This window comes from Pseudoalteromonas holothuriae (assembly GCF_945859825.1).
GTDB lineage: Bacteria > Pseudomonadota > Gammaproteobacteria > Enterobacterales > Alteromonadaceae > Pseudoalteromonas > Pseudoalteromonas holothuriae.
Window position 1 is genome coordinate 130412 of sequence record NZ_CAMAPC010000010.1, and the last position, 19023, is coordinate 149434.

At 40.7% G+C, this 19023-nt stretch carries 17 protein-coding genes; 3 read left to right on the top strand and 14 right to left on the bottom strand.

Annotated features, from left to right (window positions below):
- Nucleotides 1-19: 19 nt before the first annotated feature.
- The 3 genes from OCI93_RS13490 to cspD all read right to left on the bottom strand — a co-directional run bounded on the left by OCI93_RS13490 (nucleotide 20) and on the right by cspD (nucleotide 3664).
- Nucleotides 20-703, bottom strand: coding sequence for a pseudouridine synthase (locus OCI93_RS13490; protein WP_261593549.1), 684 nt, complete (start codon nucleotides 701-703; stop codon nucleotides 20-22).
- A 247-nt stretch (nucleotides 704-950) separates the two neighbouring features.
- Complete coding sequence (locus OCI93_RS13495; RefSeq protein ID WP_261626600.1) at nucleotides 951-3173, bottom strand: NADP-dependent isocitrate dehydrogenase; 2223 nt, start codon at nucleotides 3171-3173, stop codon at nucleotides 951-953.
- Nucleotides 3174-3445: 272 nt separating this feature from the next.
- A complete protein-coding gene (gene cspD / locus OCI93_RS13500; RefSeq protein WP_261593552.1) occupies nucleotides 3446-3664 on the bottom strand; it encodes a cold shock domain-containing protein CspD in 219 nt (72 codons plus the stop codon).
- A gap of 207 nt (nucleotides 3665-3871) precedes the next feature.
- Here cspD and clpS point away from each other — a divergent pair, with 207 nt between their 5' ends.
- Together clpS and clpA are read left to right on the top strand one after the other, a co-directional pair.
- Nucleotides 3872-4189: an ATP-dependent Clp protease adapter ClpS gene (gene clpS / locus OCI93_RS13505; protein ID WP_261593553.1), complete on the top strand. Its 318-nt coding sequence runs from the start codon at nucleotides 3872-3874 to the stop codon at nucleotides 4187-4189.
- A 29-nt stretch (nucleotides 4190-4218) separates the two neighbouring features.
- Complete coding sequence (gene clpA, locus OCI93_RS13510; protein ID WP_261593554.1) at nucleotides 4219-6483, top strand: ATP-dependent Clp protease ATP-binding subunit ClpA; 2265 nt, start codon at nucleotides 4219-4221, stop codon at nucleotides 6481-6483.
- A 150-nt stretch (nucleotides 6484-6633) separates the two neighbouring features.
- Here clpA and infA read toward each other — a convergent pair whose 3' ends face one another.
- The 4 genes from infA to trxB form a co-directional block, all read right to left on the bottom strand.
- Nucleotides 6634-6852, bottom strand: a complete 219-nt coding sequence (infA, locus tag OCI93_RS13515) for a translation initiation factor IF-1 (RefSeq protein ID WP_058029687.1) — start codon at nucleotides 6850-6852, stop codon at nucleotides 6634-6636.
- Between the two features lie 161 nt (nucleotides 6853-7013).
- Complete coding sequence (locus tag OCI93_RS13520) at nucleotides 7014-7730, bottom strand: arginyltransferase (protein ID WP_261593556.1); 717 nt, start codon at nucleotides 7728-7730, stop codon at nucleotides 7014-7016.
- Nucleotides 7723-8439 (bottom strand): leucyl/phenylalanyl-tRNA--protein transferase, encoded by a 717-nt coding sequence (aat, locus tag OCI93_RS13525; protein WP_261593557.1) that lies wholly within the window; start codon nucleotides 8437-8439, stop codon nucleotides 7723-7725. Before aat ends, OCI93_RS13520 begins: the two co-directional genes overlap by 8 nt.
- A gap of 92 nt (nucleotides 8440-8531) precedes the next feature.
- On the bottom strand, nucleotides 8532-9485 hold the full coding sequence (gene trxB / locus OCI93_RS13530) for a thioredoxin-disulfide reductase (RefSeq protein WP_261593559.1): 954 nt from the start codon (nucleotides 9483-9485) through the stop codon (nucleotides 8532-8534).
- A gap of 254 nt (nucleotides 9486-9739) precedes the next feature.
- Between trxB and pssA the strand changes: the two genes are divergently transcribed.
- Complete coding sequence (pssA, locus tag OCI93_RS13535; protein WP_261593560.1) at nucleotides 9740-11065, top strand: CDP-diacylglycerol--serine O-phosphatidyltransferase; 1326 nt, start codon at nucleotides 9740-9742, stop codon at nucleotides 11063-11065.
- Between the two features lie 160 nt (nucleotides 11066-11225).
- On the opposite strand, the gene asnB is transcribed toward pssA, so the two are convergent.
- The 7 genes from asnB to OCI93_RS13570 form a co-directional block, all read right to left on the bottom strand.
- Nucleotides 11226-12890 carry an asparagine synthase B gene (gene asnB, locus OCI93_RS13540; protein ID WP_261626601.1) on the bottom strand — a complete coding sequence of 555 codons (1665 nt, stop codon included), beginning with the start codon at nucleotides 12888-12890 and terminating at the stop codon, nucleotides 11226-11228.
- Between the two features lie 472 nt (nucleotides 12891-13362).
- Nucleotides 13363-14025 carry a pyroglutamyl-peptidase I gene (gene pcp, locus OCI93_RS13545; RefSeq protein ID WP_261593562.1) on the bottom strand — a complete coding sequence of 221 codons (663 nt, stop codon included), beginning with the start codon at nucleotides 14023-14025 and terminating at the stop codon, nucleotides 13363-13365.
- Nucleotides 14018-15037, bottom strand: coding sequence for a DUF979 domain-containing protein (locus OCI93_RS13550; RefSeq protein WP_261626602.1), 1020 nt, complete (start codon nucleotides 15035-15037; stop codon nucleotides 14018-14020). Before OCI93_RS13550 ends, pcp begins: the two co-directional genes overlap by 8 nt.
- On the bottom strand, nucleotides 15034-15759 hold the full coding sequence (locus OCI93_RS13555) for a DUF969 domain-containing protein (protein ID WP_261593564.1): 726 nt from the start codon (nucleotides 15757-15759) through the stop codon (nucleotides 15034-15036). Before OCI93_RS13555 ends, OCI93_RS13550 begins: the two co-directional genes overlap by 4 nt.
- 10 nt (nucleotides 15760-15769) lie before the next feature.
- Nucleotides 15770-16693, bottom strand: coding sequence for a 5-oxoprolinase subunit C family protein (locus tag OCI93_RS13560; RefSeq protein ID WP_261626603.1), 924 nt, complete (start codon nucleotides 16691-16693; stop codon nucleotides 15770-15772).
- Nucleotides 16687-17343, bottom strand: coding sequence for a 5-oxoprolinase subunit PxpB (gene pxpB / locus OCI93_RS13565; protein WP_261626604.1), 657 nt, complete (start codon nucleotides 17341-17343; stop codon nucleotides 16687-16689). Before pxpB ends, OCI93_RS13560 begins: the two co-directional genes overlap by 7 nt.
- Before the next feature lie 109 nt (nucleotides 17344-17452).
- Complete coding sequence (locus tag OCI93_RS13570) at nucleotides 17453-18967, bottom strand: leucyl aminopeptidase (RefSeq protein ID WP_261626605.1); 1515 nt, start codon at nucleotides 18965-18967, stop codon at nucleotides 17453-17455.
- Between the last annotated feature and the right edge of the window lie 56 nt (nucleotides 18968-19023).

A 19023-nucleotide genomic window follows, 5' to 3' on the forward strand; every position in this document is an offset into this window, starting at 1 on the left:
AAAGCTGATATGGCTGTCATTACATGGTTAGTATTTTATATTCACCATTTTTTAGGCCATCAAGTGTATATTTGCCAATTTTGGCTCTGATCAATCTAAGGGTTGGGTGGCCAACATGGGCTGTCATTCTTCTCACTTGGCGATTTTTTCCCTCACTAATACTGATACTAAGCCAGGTTGTTGGTATATTTGCACGTTCTCGGATAGGAGGGGTTCTTGGCCAAATATCTGGTTCTGGAATAATTTCAACTTTGGCTGGGCGAGTTAACCCGTCTTTGAGTTCAACGCCATTGCACAGTGCTTGGATTGCACTTTCTGAAGGCGCACCCTCTACTTGCACCCAATAAGTTTTTGTAGTTTTTTTATTGGGGTCGGTCAGTTGATTTTGTAATTTTCCACAATTAGTTAACAGTAAAAGTCCTTCACTGTCTCTATCTAGGCGACCGGCTGCATACACCTGTTTTTCTTTAATATAATCAGCAAGAGTGGCTCGATTACTGTCATCGGTAAATTGGCATAAGACATCAAAAGGTTTATTAAATAGTACTATTTTGACTTGTTCAGGTGGGAGCGAACGTTTTACTGGGCGGTTTCTTGAGAGTTTATTGTTATGTAGGCGGTTAGCCTTATTTATTTTAGCTGCTTTTGAATTGGGCTTGTTCATATTTTCACCGGGTAACCACAACGATATTAATTGTAACATTGCAGCATCTAAAACCACAAAGCTTTGTAGCTCTTTTAAAGAGCTTATAAAATGATGAGGTACTATTAACCAAGGGGGAAGAATTACATGAAAGTGGGTGTGCAAAAAAGGTAAAGAATATGGCAGAAGCATCTTTTAATTTGCTGATAAGCCATAGCGGAATGACTTTACAAGGCGAGTCATTTGCTTAAACATACCTTAAAAAGTAAAAAGCCTGCAAAAGCAGGCTTAAAATTATATGTAAAGCTTATACAAGTTTTGACAAAATTTGATTAAACGTGTTGCTTGGGCGCATAGCAGCAAACGCTAGGTCGTCGTTAGGTTGGAAATAACCGCCTACGTCCACTGAGTTACCTTGAGCACTGTTTAGTTCATCAACAATGGTTTGTTCTTGTGCTGCTAAACTACCTGCAATTTCAGTAAATTGCGATTGTAGTTGTGTGTCTGCAGTTTGCGCTGCTAACGCTTGAGCCCAGTAAAGTGATAAATAGAAGTGGCTGCCACGGTTATCAAGCTCATTCACTTTACGAGATGGCGATTTATTTTCGTCAAGGAATTTACCTGTCGCTTGGTCAAGTGTGTCTGCTAGCACCTGCGCTTTAGCGTTACCAGCAACTTGGCTTAAATGCTCAAGTGATGCAGCTAACGCTAAGAATTCACCTAGAGAATCCCAGCGCAAGTGGTTTTCCTTTTCAAACTGTTGTACGTGCTTAGGCGCAGAACCGCCAGCACCAGTTTCAAACAGGCCACCACCATTCATAAGAGGAACAATAGATAACATTTTAGCGCTTGTACCAAGCTCAAGAATTGGGAATAAATCAGTGAGGTAATCACGTAATACGTTACCAGTTACTGAAATAGTATCTTGTCCATCTTTCATACGAGCTAATGAATATTGTGTTGCTTCAATAGGTGCTTTGATGAGTAGCTCAAGGCCTTCAACATCGTGCTCTGGCAGGTATGCTTTAACTTTGTTGATAAGTTGAGCATCGTGAGCGCGAGTTTCGTCTAACCAAAATACTGCAGGTACACCTGTTGCGCGAGCGCGGTTAACGGCCAGTTTCACCCAATCTTTTATTGGTGCATCCTTAACCTGACACATGCGCCAGATATCACCTTGCTCAACGTTGTGTTGAAGTAATACATCATCGCCGCTGTCTACAACGCGAATTATACCCGCTGATGGAGCTTCAAAAGTTTTGTCATGTGAACCATATTCTTCTGCTTTTTGAGCCATTAGGCCGACGTTAGGGATCGTACCCATTGTACGTGGGTCGAATGCACCGTTTTTCTTACAGAAGTCTATTGTTGCTTGATAAACACCAGAGTAACAACGATCAGGAATAACAAAACTTGTATCTTGTTGTTTGCCTTCTGAATTCCACATTTGGCCACTGGTACGTATTGCTGCTGGCATTGATGCATCAATGATAACGTCACTTGGTACATGAAGGTTAGTGATACCACGGTCAGAATCTACCATCGCAATGCTTGGGCTTGACTCATAAACAGCTGCAATATCAGCTTCTACTTCTTGGCGTTTTGCATCATCTAGCTGTTGGATTTTTGCATAAACATCACCTAAACCATTATTTACGTCAACGCTTAGCTCTTCAAACAAAGCAGCGTGTTTTGTAAATACGTCTTTGTAAAACACTTTTACAGCGTGACCAAAGATGATTGGATCAGACACTTTCATCATGGTTGCTTTCATATGTAATGAAAAAAGAACACCTTTATCTTTTGCAGATGCAATTTCAGCGGCCAAAAAGTCTTGTAACGCAGATACACTCAAACGAGATGCATCGATTATTTCACCAGCTAATAAAGGTGTGCTGGCTTTTAAAACTGTTACGTCACCGTTTTGTGCAACATGCTCGATGCGAACATCAGTGGCTTGTTTAATTGTGGTTGACTGTTCAGAACCAAAAAAGTCACCATCGGTCATGCTGGCAACGTATGACTGCGAGTCAGCAGACCAAGCACCCATTGAATGAGGGTTTTTACGAGCATAAGCTTTTACTGAAGCAGGTGCACGCCTGTCTGAGTTACCTTCACGTAATACAGGGTTTACCGCACTCCCTTTAATTTTGTCATAAGTCGCTTTAATTGCAGCTTCTTTTTCATCTTTAGGTTCAGCAGGGTAATCAGGCAGTGCATAGCCTTTTTCTTGTAGTTCTTTAACGGTTGCACGTAACTGAGGAACAGAGGCACTAATGTTTGGCAACTTGATGATGTTTGCTTCAGGTGTTTTTGCAAGTTCACCTAATTCAGCCAATGCATCGCTAATTCTTTGTTCTTGCGTTAGAAACTCAGGAAAGTTAGCAAGGATACGACCGGCCAACGAAATGTCACGGGTTTCAACTTCTACGCCTGCGGCATTCGTATATGCTTGAATTATTGGAAGCAATGAATATGTGGCTAGCGCCGGCGCTTCATCTGTTTTGGTATAAATAATTTTTGATGTCATCATCATTCCTAGATTTTGTGGCTACTTAAGCCATTCAACAATGCAAAGGGAATGCTATGTTGCCTTATGGCAACAGGTTATAGCAAGTTTGTTAGATATTTTCACTTTTTCAGTAAATAAAAATATTTAACCCACCTCTTGGTAACAGGCGTTATTGTATCAAGCATTATTAGTGAGGGCTAATTAGAAATTTTAAAGGGAGGAGAATAAAAATTATAAGAAATATGAAGCGAGCAACAAATGCAACCCGCTTCCGATAGCCAAAACTACAATTATGCCATCTCTACATCGCGGGGGGCGATGTTAGTAGCATGAAGGCCTTTGGGGCCTTCTTGTAGCTCGAATGTTACATCCTGACCAGCTTTAAGCGTTTTGTATCCATCCATTACAATCGTTGAGTAATGGGCAAAGATATCTTCCTCACTGCCGTCTTCCACGATGAAACCAAACCCTTTGGCATTGTTGAACCACTTGACTTTTCCGCAAGCCATACTTCTACATCCTTCTATAAGTTGACTAATTTAGTTAATCTAAACTTTATAATTTGCTAGACTGCTCAAAGCTCATTGAATTGAGCAATCTATAAACGACTGTAGTTTATATGAGCAGTCAGTCAAGTTTTTTAACGTATTTTTTAACATTTTATTTATTTTATAATTCAAGTTTGCTTGAGTTACCAAGACAAGACTATATTTATTATGAATGGGACGAAAGATTCAGGTGTTATAGACACGGTACGTGAAAGTGCGAAGCAAAAGCTGAGCCCGCCGCGTAAGTACAAGGTCATTTTGAACAACGACGATTACACGCCTATGGAATTTGTAATCGAAATTTTAATGACATTTTTTAATATGGATAGCGAAAGAGCAACTGAAGTGATGCTGAAAGTGCATCATGAGGGAAAAGCTATATGTGGTATATATCCTGCAGATATTGCCCACACCAAGGCTGAGCAGGTCAATCGTTACGCTCGCGACAATGAGCATCCGTTGCTGTGTAGTTGTGAGCAAGAATAACCTTTTTAATTCTCGTTTGGGGGTTGCCAATGCTAAATAAAGATCTAGAAGTTACCTTAAACGCCGCTTTTCGCGAGGCGCGTACGCGTCGCCATGAGTTCATGACAGTCGAGCATTTGTTATTGGCGCTAATCGATAACCCATCAGCAGGAGAGGCGTTGGGCGCCTGCGGGGTTGATATTGAAAATTTGAAACGGGAATTGTCAGAGTTCATTGATGAGACAACCCCAGTGATTCCAGATTTGGAGGAGGATAGAGAAACTCAACCCACGCTTGGTTTTCAGCGTGTATTACAACGTGCGGTGTTTCATGTTCAATCATCAGGACGAAGTGAAGTTACAGGTGTAAATGTACTCGTCGCTATTTTTTCAGAGCAAGAGAGCCAAGCAGTTTATCTTTTGAAAAAGAGTGATATTAGTCGCTTAGATATTGTGAATTTTATATCTCACGGCATATCTAAGGTTGATGATGACTCTGAACATGATGATCATGAAGATATAAACGACGATTCTAGTGAAGTTCAAACTGAAGATAAATCGAAGCTAGAGAATTTCACGACTAACTTAAATACACTGGCGCAAGCTGGACAAGTTGACCCACTAGTTGGCCGTGATGATGAAGTTGAGCGAACTGTTCAAGTACTGTGTCGGCGTAAGAAAAATAACCCTTTACTGGTAGGTGAAGCCGGAGTAGGTAAAACTGCCATTGCTGAAGGCCTTGCGTATCGGATTATTAATAAGCAAGTACCTGAAGTAATTGAAGATGCCGTTGTCTATTCACTTGATATGGGAGCGCTGTTAGCAGGCACTAAGTATCGGGGGGATTTTGAAAAGCGGTTTAAAGCATTACTCAAGGAATTGCAGGCTAAACCTCATGCAATTTTATTTATTGACGAAATACACACAATTATCGGGGCTGGTGCGGCGTCGGGGGGAGTGATGGATGCGTCTAATTTGATAAAACCATTACTTTCGAGTGGTCAGCTTCGTTGCATGGGCTCAACAACTTATACCGAGTTTAAAAATATCTTTGAGAAAGACAGAGCACTGGTACGTCGCTTTCAAAAGATTGACGTAGTCGAGCCAAGTGTGGCTGATACAACTAAAATTCTTTATGGCCTCAAAGAGCGTTATGAAGAGCATCATGGTATCCGCTATACACAAAAAGCGCTGCGTGCTGCAGCAGAACTCAGTGCCAAGTATATCAATGAACGTCATTTGCCAGATAAAGCAATTGATGTGATTGATGAAGCGGGCGCAAGCCAACGCTTACAGCCAGTGTCACGACGCAAAAAAACTATTGGTGTTTCAGATATTGAAATGATTGTGTCAAAAATTGCGCGTATCCCTCAGCAAAGTGTCTCTAATAGCGATAAAGAAACATTGAAAAACTTAGATCGTAATTTGAAGATGTTAGTGTTTGGTCAAGACCAGTCAATAGACGCACTAACTTCTGCAATACGACTGTCACGCTCGGGGCTTGCCAATGAAGATAAACCAATTGGCTCATTCTTATTTGCTGGGCCTACGGGAGTTGGTAAAACTGAGGTTACTAAGCAGTTGGCCAAATGTATGGGTGTAGAGTTTATTCGTTTTGATATGTCTGAGTACTCAGAACGACACGCTGTGAGTCGCCTTATTGGTGCGCCTCCCGGGTATGTCGGTTTTGAGCAGGGTGGTTTATTAACCGAGGCCGCTATCAAACATCCACATGCGGTTGTGTTAATGGATGAAATTGAAAAAGCACATCCTGACATTTACAACATTTTGTTGCAGGTTATGGACCACGGCACGTTAACCGATAATAATGGCCGCAAAGCAGATTTTAGAAATATTGTTGTTGTGATGACTACCAATGCTGGTGTGCAGGAAACTATCCGTAAATCAATTGGTTTCCAAGAGCAAGACCATTCCCATGATGCAATGGTTGAAATAAATAAAGTATTTACCCCTGAATTTAGAAACCGCTTAGACAACATCATTTGGTTTAATCACCTTGATAAAGAAGTTATTTTACAGGTGGTTGATAAATTTGTTGTCGAGTTACAAGCGCAACTTGATAAGAAGTCTGTGAGTTTAGAGCTGACATCTGCAGCAAGAGAGTGGTTAGGCGAACTTGGCTATGATAAAGCGATGGGTGCAAGGCCTATGGCGAGAGTCATTCAAGACAAGCTCAAGAAGCCTCTAGCGAACGAAATCTTATTTGGCAAGTTAAGTGATGGTGGTAATGTTAAAATAGGTGTGAAAGCCGCAGAGTTGGATTTTAGATATGAATCGAGCTTAGTGTCGGCTTAATCCAATATATTGAGCATAGATATCAAAAAGCCTAGCATTTGCTAGGCTTTTTGTTTAACGCTGGCTTTATACCGAAGCGCTTCTTTAAAGTACAAAGCTATACAGAGTACTTCAAAGCACAACCTTTTTAGAAGGTTCTACACCATTCGATTAACGAGCGCGGAAGACAATGCGTCCTTTGGTCAAGTCGTACGGCGTCATTTCTACCGTTACTTTGTCACCAGTAAGAATACGGATGTAGTTTTTGCGCATTTTACCTGAGATATGAGCAACCACCACGTGGCCATTTTCTAGTTCAACGCGGAACATTGTATTTGGTAAAGTATCAAGGACTGTGCCTTGCATTTCAATTACGTCTTCTTTCGCCATGTGTAGCGTAACACCTCTTTGAATAATTAAACGCTGCAGATTTTGCCCAAAAGTAGACGATAAGTAAAGGTAAGGGTCAAAAATTTGTTATTTAATTGGCCAAATAGCTCAGATCAGTAAATAAAGCCGCTTTGAAACGACAAAACTGATCTAATTTTTAGTTAATTTTTATTAACGTACTCAATCCAAACATCATTAATAAATCGTTGCGCAGGTAAAAATTGCGCTTTATAACGCATCTTTTTGCAGCTATCAATTTGATAACCTAAATACACAAACTCTTTGTTTAGCTTATTGGCGTGTTCTATTTGCGCCACAATCATGACGTTCCCTAAGCTGTAGCTGTCATAATCTGGGTCGAAAAAAGTATAGATGGCTGAGAGTGAATTGGGCATCGTATCAGTCACAGCAACGGCAATCAATTTATCTAGATGCCACAGTTCAATGAACGTGATGGGTAACCATTGGCAAAACAAAAAGCTTTCATATTGTAGTCGGTTAGGTGGGAACATCGTGCCATCATTATGTCGTAATGAAATGTATTTTTCGTACAAAGGATAATAATTGTCTCGTTCTTTATGACTTATCGTGAATGAAAACTCATTAGTGACTTTTTTAAACTTACGCTTTTGTGACTTTGATGGAATAAAGCGTTTGGAAGGGATCCTCATTGACTGGCAGGCGCTACATTTAGGGCAGTGGGGGCGGTAAATTTGATCGCCACTGCGTCTAAAGCCTAATTCTAATAAGCCTTCAAAACGCGTTGGGGTATAACAGCTAGGGTCTAAAATAACCAGTAACTGCTCTTGTTGTTGAGGTAAATAGCTACAACTAAACTGCTGACTTAAACCAATTTTAGAAGGAAAATGTTCAGTCATAAATATCATCCAATGTTTGAGCAAGCCACATTGTTTTTGGCACACTAAATTGTGCTGCTACTTTAAGTCTAGTCAAAAATTCCTCTCTCGATATAACTTTTGCACCTAAACTTGTTAAATATGGATTCTCTAATTGGCAATCTATAAAACAGGCATTGTGTCGTTTTAGCCAGTTTACAAGCGCCCACATGGCGAGTTTTGACGCATTGGGCTTATGAAAGAACATAGACTCTCCACAGAAAACACCTGATTGCATAACCCCATATAATCCTCCAACTAACACATCTTCATGCCATATTTCGAGGCTGTGCGCTATGCCTTGCTGGTGCGCTTGCTGATAGGCAATTAACATATCGTTGTTAATCCATGTGCCTTCGTTATTGATACGCTGTTGACGACAGGCGGCTATAACTTGTGTAAACGCGTTGTTCACCGTAACTGTTGGATTGAGCTGTCGACATGCTTTTTTGAGGGTTCGATTAGCATAAAACTCCCTAAGTTCGATAATGCCACGCTCACTGGGTGACCACCACATGATGGGTTCATGTTCATTAAACCAAGGAAATATACCGCGTGCGTAAGCATTTTTGAGTCTGGGTACACTTAAGCAACCGCCAACGGCTAGTAGCCCATCAGGGTCTTTTAATGCATATTCACATGGAGGGAATTGATTGTCGTTGCTGTTAAGGTGAAATAGTTGTTGAGTCATACAAGGGTATTTGGGCTCATGGTCTGTGTAACATAGCGCAAAAAGCTGCTGAAATAAAATGGGAGTATAAACTCCCATTTTTTAATAATCAGTTATTTTAGGTTATCTAAAAATCGCTCTGCGTCTAATGCTGCCATACAGCCAGTACCTGCAGATGTAATCGCTTGACGATATATGTGATCAGACACATCACCTGCTGCGAACACACCTTCAACGCTGGTTTGTGTTGCATTACCATTTAGACCTGACTGGACAACTAAATAGCCGTCTTTCATTTCTAATTGGTCAACAAACATATCGGTGTTAGGTTTATGACCAATTGCAATGAACACCCCAGCAAGGTCTAATTGTTCAGTATTATCAGACTCAGTTTCTTTAATTCGAATGCCTGTTACACCCATTTCATCACCTAACACTTCATCGAGTGTGCGGTTTAAATGCATAACTACATTGCCACTTTTTGCTTTTTCAAACAGTCTGTCAGAGAGTATCTTTTCACTTCTGAAGGTTTCACGACGGTGAATAACGTGTACTTCTTCTGCAATATTTGAAAGATAAAGTGCTTCTTCTACGGCTGTGTTACCACCACCTACTACGGCTACCTTTTGGCCTTTATAGAAAAAGCCATCGCACGTTGCACAGGCTGAAACACCACGGCCTTGAAATGCAGTTTCTGACTCCAAGCCCAAATATTTAGCTGATGCACCAGTTGCAATGATTAAAGCGTCACAGGTGTATGTACCTTGGTCACCACTGAGTGTAAACGGACGTTTGGTAACATCAACTTTATTGATGTGGTCAAAAATTATTTCTGTTTCAAAGCGCTCAGCATGTTCTTTCATGCGGTCCATAAGAGCAGGGCCTGTTAAACCATGCGCATCTCCTGGCCAGTTTTCAACTTCTGTGGTTGTGGTTAGTTGGCCACCTTGTTGCATACCAGTGATCAGTACTGGGTTTAAATTAGCACGTGCGGCATAGACTGCTGCGGTATAACCAGCTGGTCCTGAACCTAAAATTAGCAGTTTGCAGTGTTTAACATCACTCATGAAATATTCCTAAAATTTATATACTAAAGATCAATGAGGTCGATTCTATGCAATTCAACCAAGATGTAAAATAAAACACAAACTTCATTTTTTCTTAAATCGTATAGTTGTCAAAAATAGTGTACTTGATGGTTATTTCGTCCATCAATCATGAAACTGACGCTATTGCATGACCAAGACGCTTTTTTTTGGTATGTTCTTAGTAATTTTGTTTCGTTATTCAATGAAGAATAACCTCTAACGAATAGGTATTTATGGCATTTTGGCAGGATACACCTGGATTTGCATTAGCTGTGGATAACATCCAAATTTTAACGGATGCAAAGCAGTATCATGATGAACTTCTTAGCTTGATACGCCAAGCTAAGAAGCGAATTTATATTACGACATTATATCTTCAAAATGATGCGGCAGGTACAGAAGTACTCAATGCGTTACATCAAGCATCACTGGCGAACCCGTCACTTGATGTGAATGTACTGGTTGATTTTCATCGTGCACAGCGGGGCTTAATTGGTGAAGAAAAGTCCGAAGGTAACGCGAAGTTATATTGTGATGCACTGACGGCCACAAACAGCAATGTAAAAGTGTTTGGGGTGCCAGTAAAAGCGAAAGAGCTGTTTGGTGTTTTACACCTTAAAGGTTTTGTGATTGATGACACTGTGCTTTATAGCGGTGCAAGTTTAAACAACGTTTACTTGCATTATGAAGACAAATATCGACTCGACAGGTATTTTGTTATTAAACAAGCGCAACTTGCAGACAGCTTTTGCCTATTTACGGATGAGCATTTACTAAGCTCGGATGCAGTTGCGAGATTAGACAAAAGGCCTTTATCGAAGTTTGTTGATATCAAGGTCGCCCAAAAGCAGTTAATGCGCAGTCTTAAAAAAGCAAAATACATGTCTAATGGCGCAGATTGTAATGACGGCTTAAATATTCGTGCGTTTTTGGGCTTTGGTAGGCGTACAAATAAGCTCAATCGTTTAATAAAAAGCTTGTTCGATACAACAGAACAAGAGTTAGTACTTTATACACCTTACTTTAATTTTCCTGCTCCATTGTTACGTTCTTTGCGTCGGCTTTTAAAGCAAGGCCAGCAAGTAACAATCATAGTTGGGGATAAAACAGCGAATGATTTTTATATCTGTCCAAGCCAACCATTTAGTAAAATAGGGGCATTACCCTATTTATATGAAACAATTTTGAGAAAGTTTCTAAAATCACAGCAGCGTTTTATTAAATCTGGGCACCTTAAAGTGTACTTATGGAAAGAAGGCAGTAATTCTTTTCATTTGAAAGGCATTTGTAAGGATGGTCACACTCACTTACTAAGTGGACATAATCTTAATCCACGTGCATGGGGGTTAGATATTGAAAATGGCATTTTAATTGAAGATCCAAATAAGCAAATTTTGCACGAAATTGAACGAGAAAAACGGGCTATTTTAGCCAACTGCCGTTTACTTACAGGGCCAGAAGGTGTTGAAACACTTGAAGACTATCCGCTTCCGGTGAAAAAGCTTTTGGGCCAAGCAAAGCGCGTAAAAGTTGACTTTATAATTAAACGTTTTATTTAATATTTGCACATACTTTTAAATAACAAAACCCCAGCAAGTGCTGGGGTTTTGTTATTTTATACCAATTGCATTAAATAATTAGATATTGCGACAGATAAATGGCTTATTAACTCCCAAACATGATCGATGTATTAATAAACTGCTTCTAGTCGTTAAGTTTTTATTTGTAAGCATCATTATGAACATTTGCAGCACGACCAGAAGGGTCAGCATTATTTTGAAATGATGCATCCCATGCCAGTGCTTGTGGCGTTGAGCAAGCGACAGACTTTCCATGCGGTACGCAATTTGCTGCAGCATCACCAGGGAAGTGCTCAGTAAAGATTTGCCGATAGAAGTACGCTTCTTTGCTATCAGGGGTATTAATAGGAAAGCGATATTGCGCATTTTCTAAGTCTTGATCTGATACTAGTGCATCAACATGAGCTTTTAAAGAATCAATCCAGCTATAGCCAACACCATCAGAAAATTGCTCTTTTTGACGCCATAAGACGTCATTTGGTAAATAGCCATTAAATGCCTCTCGAAGAATATGTTTTTCTATTTTGCCATTTTTACACATTTTTTGCTCTGGGTTGGTACGCATTGCAATATCAACAAATTCTTTGTCTAAGAATGGGACACGTGCTTCAACACCCCAAGCCGCCATAGATTTATTCGCTCGCAAACAATCAAACATATGTAATTTAGATACTTTTCGGTTAAGCTCTTCGTGAAACTCTTGTGCATTTGGCGCTTTATGGAAATATAAATAACCACCAAATAGTTCATCTGCACCTTCACCAGAGAGTACCATTTTTATACCCATGGCTTTTATTTGACGTGACATCAAATACATTGGAGTTGATGCACGAATAGTCGTTACATCATAGGTTTCTAGGTGGTAAACCACTTCTTTGAGCGCATCAATACCTTGCTGTTCAGTGAAGTGGATGGGGTGGTGTATGGTGCCAATTTCATCAGCGACTTTTTGTGCTGCGGCAAGATCAGGCGAGCCTTCTAAGCCTATTGAGAAAGAGTGAAGTTTTGGCCACCACGCATCCGAAGTATCATTATCTTCAATTCGTTTGGCTGCAAACTTTTGTGTTATTGCAGAAATAACCGACGAATCTAAACCCCCTGATAATAAAACGCCGTAAGGAACATCACACATAAGCTGTCGTTTTACAGCAGCTTCTAAAGCGTCTTTTATTTCTTCTGCGCTGGCTGGATTGTCTTTCACCGCAGTGTAATCTTGCCAATCACGTTGATAATAAGGGCGGATACTGCCTTCTTTAGAGTATAAATAGTGGCCGGGAGGAAATTCTTCGATTTGCGTACAAATGGGTGTTAATGCTTTCATTTCACTGGCAACGTAAAAATTTCCAAACTGGTCACGGCCAGTATATAAAGGAATAATACCAATGTGATCTCGACCAATGAGGTAGGCATCTTGTTCTTCATCATATAAACAAAATGCAAAAATACCATTTAGGTCATCTAAGAACTCAGGGCCTTTTTGCTTATAAAGTGCAAGAATGATTTCACAATCAGATTCAGTTTGAAATTCAAACTCTGTAGTTAGGTTTTCAGCCAGCTCTTTATGATTATAAATCTCACCGTTAACAGCAAGAATATGTGTTTTCTGTGGATTGTAAAGTGGTTGTGCGCCGCTTGAGACACCAACGATTGCAAGACGCTCATGTACCAAAATGGCTTTATCTGATGAATATACCCCAGACCAATCAGGTCCTCGGTGACGCAGTAACTTTGACATTTCTATTGCTTGAGAGCGAAGCACTGTGGGATCGGATTTAAGCTCCAATACGCCAAAAATTGAACACATAAATTACCTCATTCCTGTGTTGGTTTATTGTTATGGTTTGCCACTACTCTAAACTGTTTATATAAAAGCTTTGGTTTAACATCGAAATTTATTAGTCGTAATGACTTAATCTATTAAAAGTTGCTTAACCTAATTCCTTTGATATAAACATTGCTAAAAAGTAAATTATCATGAAATTTACACCTTTTTAGCGCATGGCTTAAGTGATAGATTTATCAGAATTACCTTACGAAGTCACACAATTAAATTAATTTATTTAAGTAGTTGTACGCTCTAAAAAGGTGCGTTTTTTCACTTTTTTGCACTGTTTTGGTGCGAATATGTGTGTGGTGAGTAAAGTATTAATCAGGTGAGCGATATTCATTCATTTAAAAGTGGTTTTTTAAAAAGACTACGCACTATTTTGGTGCGATATTGTGGATATATCTTATAGACCAATTTATGGTCTATAGAATATATGGCGGCTTTAGCATTAGTGAGTTGTGCCTGCTGCAACTTTTATGTCATCTTTATTTTGTATCGCGCTGGTAATAATAACTTTTAGTGCACTTAGCACCATATCTAGGCTCATACTTGGTGCATTTGGGTGATGTAGTGCTTGTGAAGGTAAGTACGGAATATGAATAAAGCCGCCTTTAATATGCGTATCATGTTGATTGATCATATGCATTAATCCGTACATCACATGATTACATACGTAAGTGCCTGCGCTATTAGAGATAGATGCAGGGAGTTCAGCTTGTTGCAGTGCCATCAAAATACGTTTAATTGATAAATTAGTAAAATAGGCACTGGGAGCGCCAGCAATAACTTGAGTGTCAATGGGTTGCTTACCAGCATTGTCTGCTATTCGCGCGTCATTAACATTAATAGCAACTCGTTCAATTGATATATCAGCTCTGCCGCCTGCTTGGCCTACACATAAAACTAACTGCGGAGCATATTTATCAATCGCTTGATGTAACTCTCGTAATGACGTATCAAATTCACATGAGAGTTCTTTAGTGTGAATAATACAACCACCAATGTGCTCACCTTCAAGCACAGAGACGGCTTGCCATGATGGGTTAATAGACTCACCACCAAAGGGGGCGAAACCGGTGAGTAAAATACTGGGTTTTTGTGCTTTAGTCATTAAAGATGACTCCATACATAAGCAATATATTGATAGCGAGTAAGGTTAGTGCCGTTGGGATCTGAACCTTTATCACTTGGTATTTGTCTTTGAGATCAAGTAAGGCTGCAGGGACAATATTAAAATTTGCAGCCATTGGTGTCATCAGTGTACCGCAGTAGCCAGAATACATCCCAATTGCCACCAATGGCGCAGGTGAAGCGCCATGTCCTTGTATTAAAAATGGCATTGCAATACCAGCTGTCATCACTGGGAAAGCTGCGAATGCGTTACCCATAACCATGGTAAATAATGCCATTCCAGTACAATATATAACAACCAGCATAAAGCGGTTATCTGGTGAGACAAATAATTTTACTAGATCCTGAATAGCAGTGCCCGTTTGAGAAATAATAAATACGCCGCCAAGCATGGCGAGCATTTGCGGTAATATTGCAGCCCATCCAATGGAGTCGACTAATCGGCGAGATTCAGCTAATGCTTGCAGTGGCGAACCCGATGTTATTTTCCAACCAACAATTAGGGCTAAGCCACAGGCTAAAGTGAGGGCAGCTAACGTGACATGGCGTTGATCAAATAAGTAAATATCAAAAATATTAATGCTATTCAATAACAGAGTACATAATACAGTGACAATGGGGATCATAACTGCAGGTACAAATAATTTGTTTTTTAGGCGTTGGGCGCTTTGCTCCAGCTCTTCATCGGTGGGAACATAGTAGCTACCCATCGACACTTTCCCCAAGCCCGCAATAAGTGCAATCGCCAGTACACTGATACCAACCCATTGGTAAGTTATTGGTTCACCAAACAACTTGATAGATAGGTCGCCAAATAAAAATACATTACCAAATAAAAACCAAAACAGGGCGGTGGTCCATTTTTTAGGGTGTGCTGGGTCTTGTATGGTTTTTACGACCAAAAACATCACAACAAACCCGATGAGTAAATAGATATTGTTGATTGAGATAATTGCAGGTACCTGCATTGTTGAGGTAACAGGGGCGCTCATGATAACCCCGCATTCAATATAGTTGATTTATTAGTATGTTTAGCTATCTCATGACTTATTTTAGCTTCTAATCGAGCAAGCCTAAATAAATGTACTATCAAAGCGGCGATGGCTGTTGGTATGGCCCATAAGCCAATGTGCAAAGGTTCAATGCCATCAATGCCATTTTCTTTCAAAAATGCGTCCATAAGTAAAACAGCACCAAAAGCAATAAAAATATCTTCACCAAAAAATACAGCAATATTATCGCATGCAGCTGCATGGGCACTAATCATATCTTTAACCGGTTTAGGTAATTCGCCATGTAAGTTGGTGGCAGCACCTAGTGCCATTGGCGCAAGTAATGGTCTTACAGTTTGCGCTTGACCTGCAAGGCTCAATAATCCAAGTGCAGCGGAACATTCTCTGACGATAAAATACATACTTAAAATACGTGCTGTGGTTGCTGATTTTATGCTTGCCACCCAAGATTGCGCTCGTTGCTGCAAACCATAGCGCTCTAATAGTGCGATAACGGGTAAAATCAACAAAAAACTGGCTAATTGGCGAGAGTTCATAAACTTTTCACCAAAGGTCTCAATTAAGGTTAAAAATTCAAGGTCTACAGCCCATCCAGTGACTAAGCCGGCAACACATACTACCAGCAATGGGTTAAATCGCAGCGCAAAGCCAAATACGACGATCACAATACCTATCAATGGTAATAGGTTTAATTCATTCATAAGGGTTACTCTAATTATTATTTTTTGCCAAAGTAAATTGGGCTAAATGTGCGCTTAATTTATCACTGGCTTTACGTGCATGTGCAAGGTCACACTCTACAAAATTGCAGTGTTGATTCGCACCTAGTTGGCTAAACATTCTTATGTCAGCATCAATAACCGTTGCTAAGATAGGATAGCCCCCGGTTGTTTGGCAATCATTGAGCAACACAATTGGCTCTCCACTTGGCGGTACTTGTATAACACCCGGGTGTACAGCTTGTGTAGCAACGGATACATCATGTGCAAGCGGTTTGTCACTACTAAGCCTGCAGCCCATGCGGTTGCTGGCTTCACTAACACGCCAATGGTTATTGATAAAGCGCTCAAATGAGCCTTGAGGCAGCTTATCACAATGCGGACCTTTAAGTACTCGTACCTGTTTTTTATATTCCGGTTGCTTTACGCCCAGCGGTGCCAGCTTGTTTTGTGTATTTTGAAAATGAAGTACGTCACCTGATTGCAGCGCTCTGCCTTGTAAACCACCAAAGCTTGCTTGTAAGTCGGTGGCATAAGACGAAAGCACTGGGTCAAGTTCAAAACCGCCTTGTACGCTTAGATAAGCACGTTGCGCATGAGCGCTTGTGGCAAAAGACAGTGTATCACCTTTATTCGCGTAGTATCGCCACCCTGGATAGATTGCTTTACCTGCAAGCTTTGCATTTAAGCAAGCGCCTGTTAAAGCAAAGTTGCAAGGTTGTGTAAACTCAAACTCGCAAAGGCCAATGGTCACTTCAATAACTCCAAGGTGCGGTGGGTTGTCAAGCAGTATATTTGCAAGGCAGACGGCAAAAGGGTCAAGCGCCCCGCTGCGACACACGCCATAATGTCGATATCCAAACCGACCAATATCTTGAAAGCTGGCTAGTACACCACTTTTGATGACTCTTAGCATAACCCCTCCTTGTGCGGTATAAATTTAACTTTGTCACCTGGTGCAAACAAACTAGGAGGGGTGAGTGTTGGGTCAAACAAAGTATTGTTGCAGCGCGCCAGTAAATGCCAGCCACCGGGTGAGGAGCTTGGGTAAATGGCACTTAAGTCTTCAGCTATTGCAACAGAGCCCTTTGGAACTTGCTTTCGAGGCGTTACTTTTCGAGGTAATTGCAAATGCTCAGGGAGTGAACCTAGGTATGCAAATCCGGGTAAAAAGCCAAGAAACTCAACTTGATAAGTATACTCGCTATGCATATGAACAACCTGTTTTGCTGACATATTTAACCGTAAAGCGACATCTTCTAAATCAGGCCCATCTTTACCACCATATATGGCTTCAATATGATGCGTTTTTACGTCAAAAGCGACTTCCTCGCTTTCTTCCCAAAGTAGCATTGCTTTTTTTAGCCAGTAATTATATTGAGCCGGCTCGGCTAGGTAAGCTGTGACAGATGCTTTAGCAGGTACAATATCAATAAATGCGCTGCTATGTTGAAGGCTAATGGTTAAAGCAAATAAACGTCTTTGCTCGCTAGGAGATGGTTTGTCGGTGTTTAGCGCAATAACAATTGCATTTTCACCAAGTAAGTAGCTATGTGCTTCTAACATGCTTGTTTTCTTTTTTATTATATTTGTCTTTAGTATAGCCAACACTTAGGGGAGTGATGCAAGTGTAATAAAAAAGCCATGCACAGATGGCTTTTTTATTTGCTTAGAGTTAATTGTTTGACAACAACCATTCACTTAATAAACGTACACCATATCCTGTGCCACCTGTGGGAATTTCCCCTGAAGGTTTACTGGCTAAAGCATTGCCTGCAATATCAAGGTGGACCCAGCGAGTATCCCCCGCAAAGTGCTGTAAAAAAGAGGCCGCTGTAGTCGCCCCAGGACCACTAGAACCTACATTGGCAATGTCAGCAATGTCTGATTTAAGCATGTCTTTGTAGCCAAGTGGTAAGCGCCAAACAGGTTCATTTACTTGCTTCCCTGCGAGGGTTAGTTCTTGGATTAGTTGCTCATCTTCAGAGAAAATAGCGCTGTAACGATTACCAACGGCACGAATTTTAGAGCCTGTTAAAGTAGCCACATCAACCATGATCTCAGGTTTAAAATAAGTCCGTGCGTACCACATTGCGTCACTAAGCACTAAACGTCCTTCGGCATCGGTATTAAGCACTTCGACGCTTAGTCCTTCTGCAGTGCGAAGTACATCGCCGGGCGCGATAGCTGTTTCTGATACCATGTTTGCAGCCATCCCCATTACGGCCACAACATTGAGGTTTGCTTTGTTTAAAGCCATTGCTTTGACAGTACCAAGCACCGCAGCAGCGCCGGCCATATCAGATTTCATACGCGCAATAGAGTCACCCGTTTTAATGCTATAACCACCGGAGTCAAAAGTGATACCTTTGCCAACCAGAGCAATTGGGGTATCGTCATTACCTTGGTAATGGGCGACAACTAAACGTGCGCCTTCATCGCTGCCACGACCAACCCCCTCAAGTGCGCCCATGCCAAGCTCTTTGAGTTGCTTAGGTTCTAAAATTGTTACTTTAACGCCATACTGTTCGAGTGATTTTGCTGCAAGGGCAAAATCTACCGGGGTCATTTCGCTACCCGTTTCAGAGGTCAGATCTCGCGCCAAAAACACGCCTTGCTGAACGTTTGCAAGTTGCTGGTAAAGTTGCTTACTGGCTTTACTGTCTGCGACATCAATACGGTAACTCAATGTGGTTTTGTCTTGTTGTTTTTTGTAAACATCAAAACTATGGTCACGGAGGCTGGCACCATGGGCAAACTGTGCAGCCAGTTCACTATTGTTTACCTGTCCTGATACATGCTCAAAGGCCAATACTATTTGGCTTGCATTTTGCTCTTTAAGTTGCGCATGTATATTACCGCCAAGCTTAGCGATTTTAGCATGGGTTAGCTCATTCTCTTTACCTAAACCAACAAGCACAATACGCTCATAGTCACTATCAACAGGGGCAAGCAATTCAACACTTTTGCCGTATTCAGCCTTAAAGTTGGCACTAGTGAGTGCTTTGCTGAGCTGTTTTTGTGTGTCTTTATCTAAAAACTTAAAATGATTTTTACGGTCAGTGTTATTAAATAGCACTAACGTATCACCTGCAGAGAGCTTAGAAGTAAATTCAATATTGGTTGCTTGAGCGCTACTAATACTGGCTAGTGCAAATGTCATCGCACTGATCTTAGTTAGTAATTTCATTAATAAACCTTATGTTACATTTTACGGCTATTTTAACCGCAGAACGTATATAAAAG

What these genes read in the sequence shown, in the direction of transcription:
- OCI93_RS13520 (WP_261593556.1), bottom strand. Translation starts at nt 7,730, where the DNA reads ATGACTGAACATTTTCCTTCTAAAATTGGTTTAAGTCAGCAGTTTAGT.
- clpS (WP_261593553.1), top strand. Translation starts at nt 3,872, where the DNA reads ATGAATGGGACGAAAGATTCAGGTGTTATAGACACGGTACGTGAAAGT.
- pcp (WP_261593562.1), bottom strand. Translation starts at nt 14,025, where the DNA reads ATGACTAAAGCACAAAAACCCAGTATTTTACTCACCGGTTTCGCCCCC.
- cspD (WP_261593552.1), bottom strand. Translation starts at nt 3,664, where the DNA reads ATGGCTTGCGGAAAAGTCAAGTGGTTCAACAATGCCAAAGGGTTTGGT.
- pxpB (WP_261626604.1), bottom strand. Translation starts at nt 17,343, where the DNA reads ATGTTAGAAGCACATAGCTACTTACTTGGTGAAAATGCAATTGTTATT.
- asnB (WP_261626601.1), bottom strand. Translation starts at nt 12,890, where the DNA reads ATGTGTTCAATTTTTGGCGTATTGGAGCTTAAATCCGATCCCACAGTG.
- OCI93_RS13570 (WP_261626605.1), bottom strand. Translation starts at nt 18,967, where the DNA reads ATGAAATTACTAACTAAGATCAGTGCGATGACATTTGCACTAGCCAGT.
- aat (WP_261593557.1), bottom strand. Translation starts at nt 8,439, where the DNA reads ATGACTCAACAACTATTTCACCTTAACAGCAACGACAATCAATTCCCT.
- clpA (WP_261593554.1), top strand. Translation starts at nt 4,219, where the DNA reads ATGCTAAATAAAGATCTAGAAGTTACCTTAAACGCCGCTTTTCGCGAG.
- pssA (WP_261593560.1), top strand. Translation starts at nt 9,740, where the DNA reads ATGGCATTTTGGCAGGATACACCTGGATTTGCATTAGCTGTGGATAAC.
- OCI93_RS13490 (WP_261593549.1), bottom strand. Translation starts at nt 703, where the DNA reads ATGTTACAATTAATATCGTTGTGGTTACCCGGTGAAAATATGAACAAG.
- infA (WP_058029687.1), bottom strand. Translation starts at nt 6,852, where the DNA reads ATGGCGAAAGAAGACGTAATTGAAATGCAAGGCACAGTCCTTGATACT.
- OCI93_RS13560 (WP_261626603.1), bottom strand. Translation starts at nt 16,693, where the DNA reads ATGCTAAGAGTCATCAAAAGTGGTGTACTAGCCAGCTTTCAAGATATT.
- OCI93_RS13495 (WP_261626600.1), bottom strand. Translation starts at nt 3,173, where the DNA reads ATGACATCAAAAATTATTTATACCAAAACAGATGAAGCGCCGGCGCTA.
- OCI93_RS13555 (WP_261593564.1), bottom strand. Translation starts at nt 15,759, where the DNA reads ATGAATGAATTAAACCTATTACCATTGATAGGTATTGTGATCGTCGTA.
- OCI93_RS13550 (WP_261626602.1), bottom strand. Translation starts at nt 15,037, where the DNA reads ATGAGCGCCCCTGTTACCTCAACAATGCAGGTACCTGCAATTATCTCA.
- trxB (WP_261593559.1), bottom strand. Translation starts at nt 9,485, where the DNA reads ATGAGTGATGTTAAACACTGCAAACTGCTAATTTTAGGTTCAGGACCA.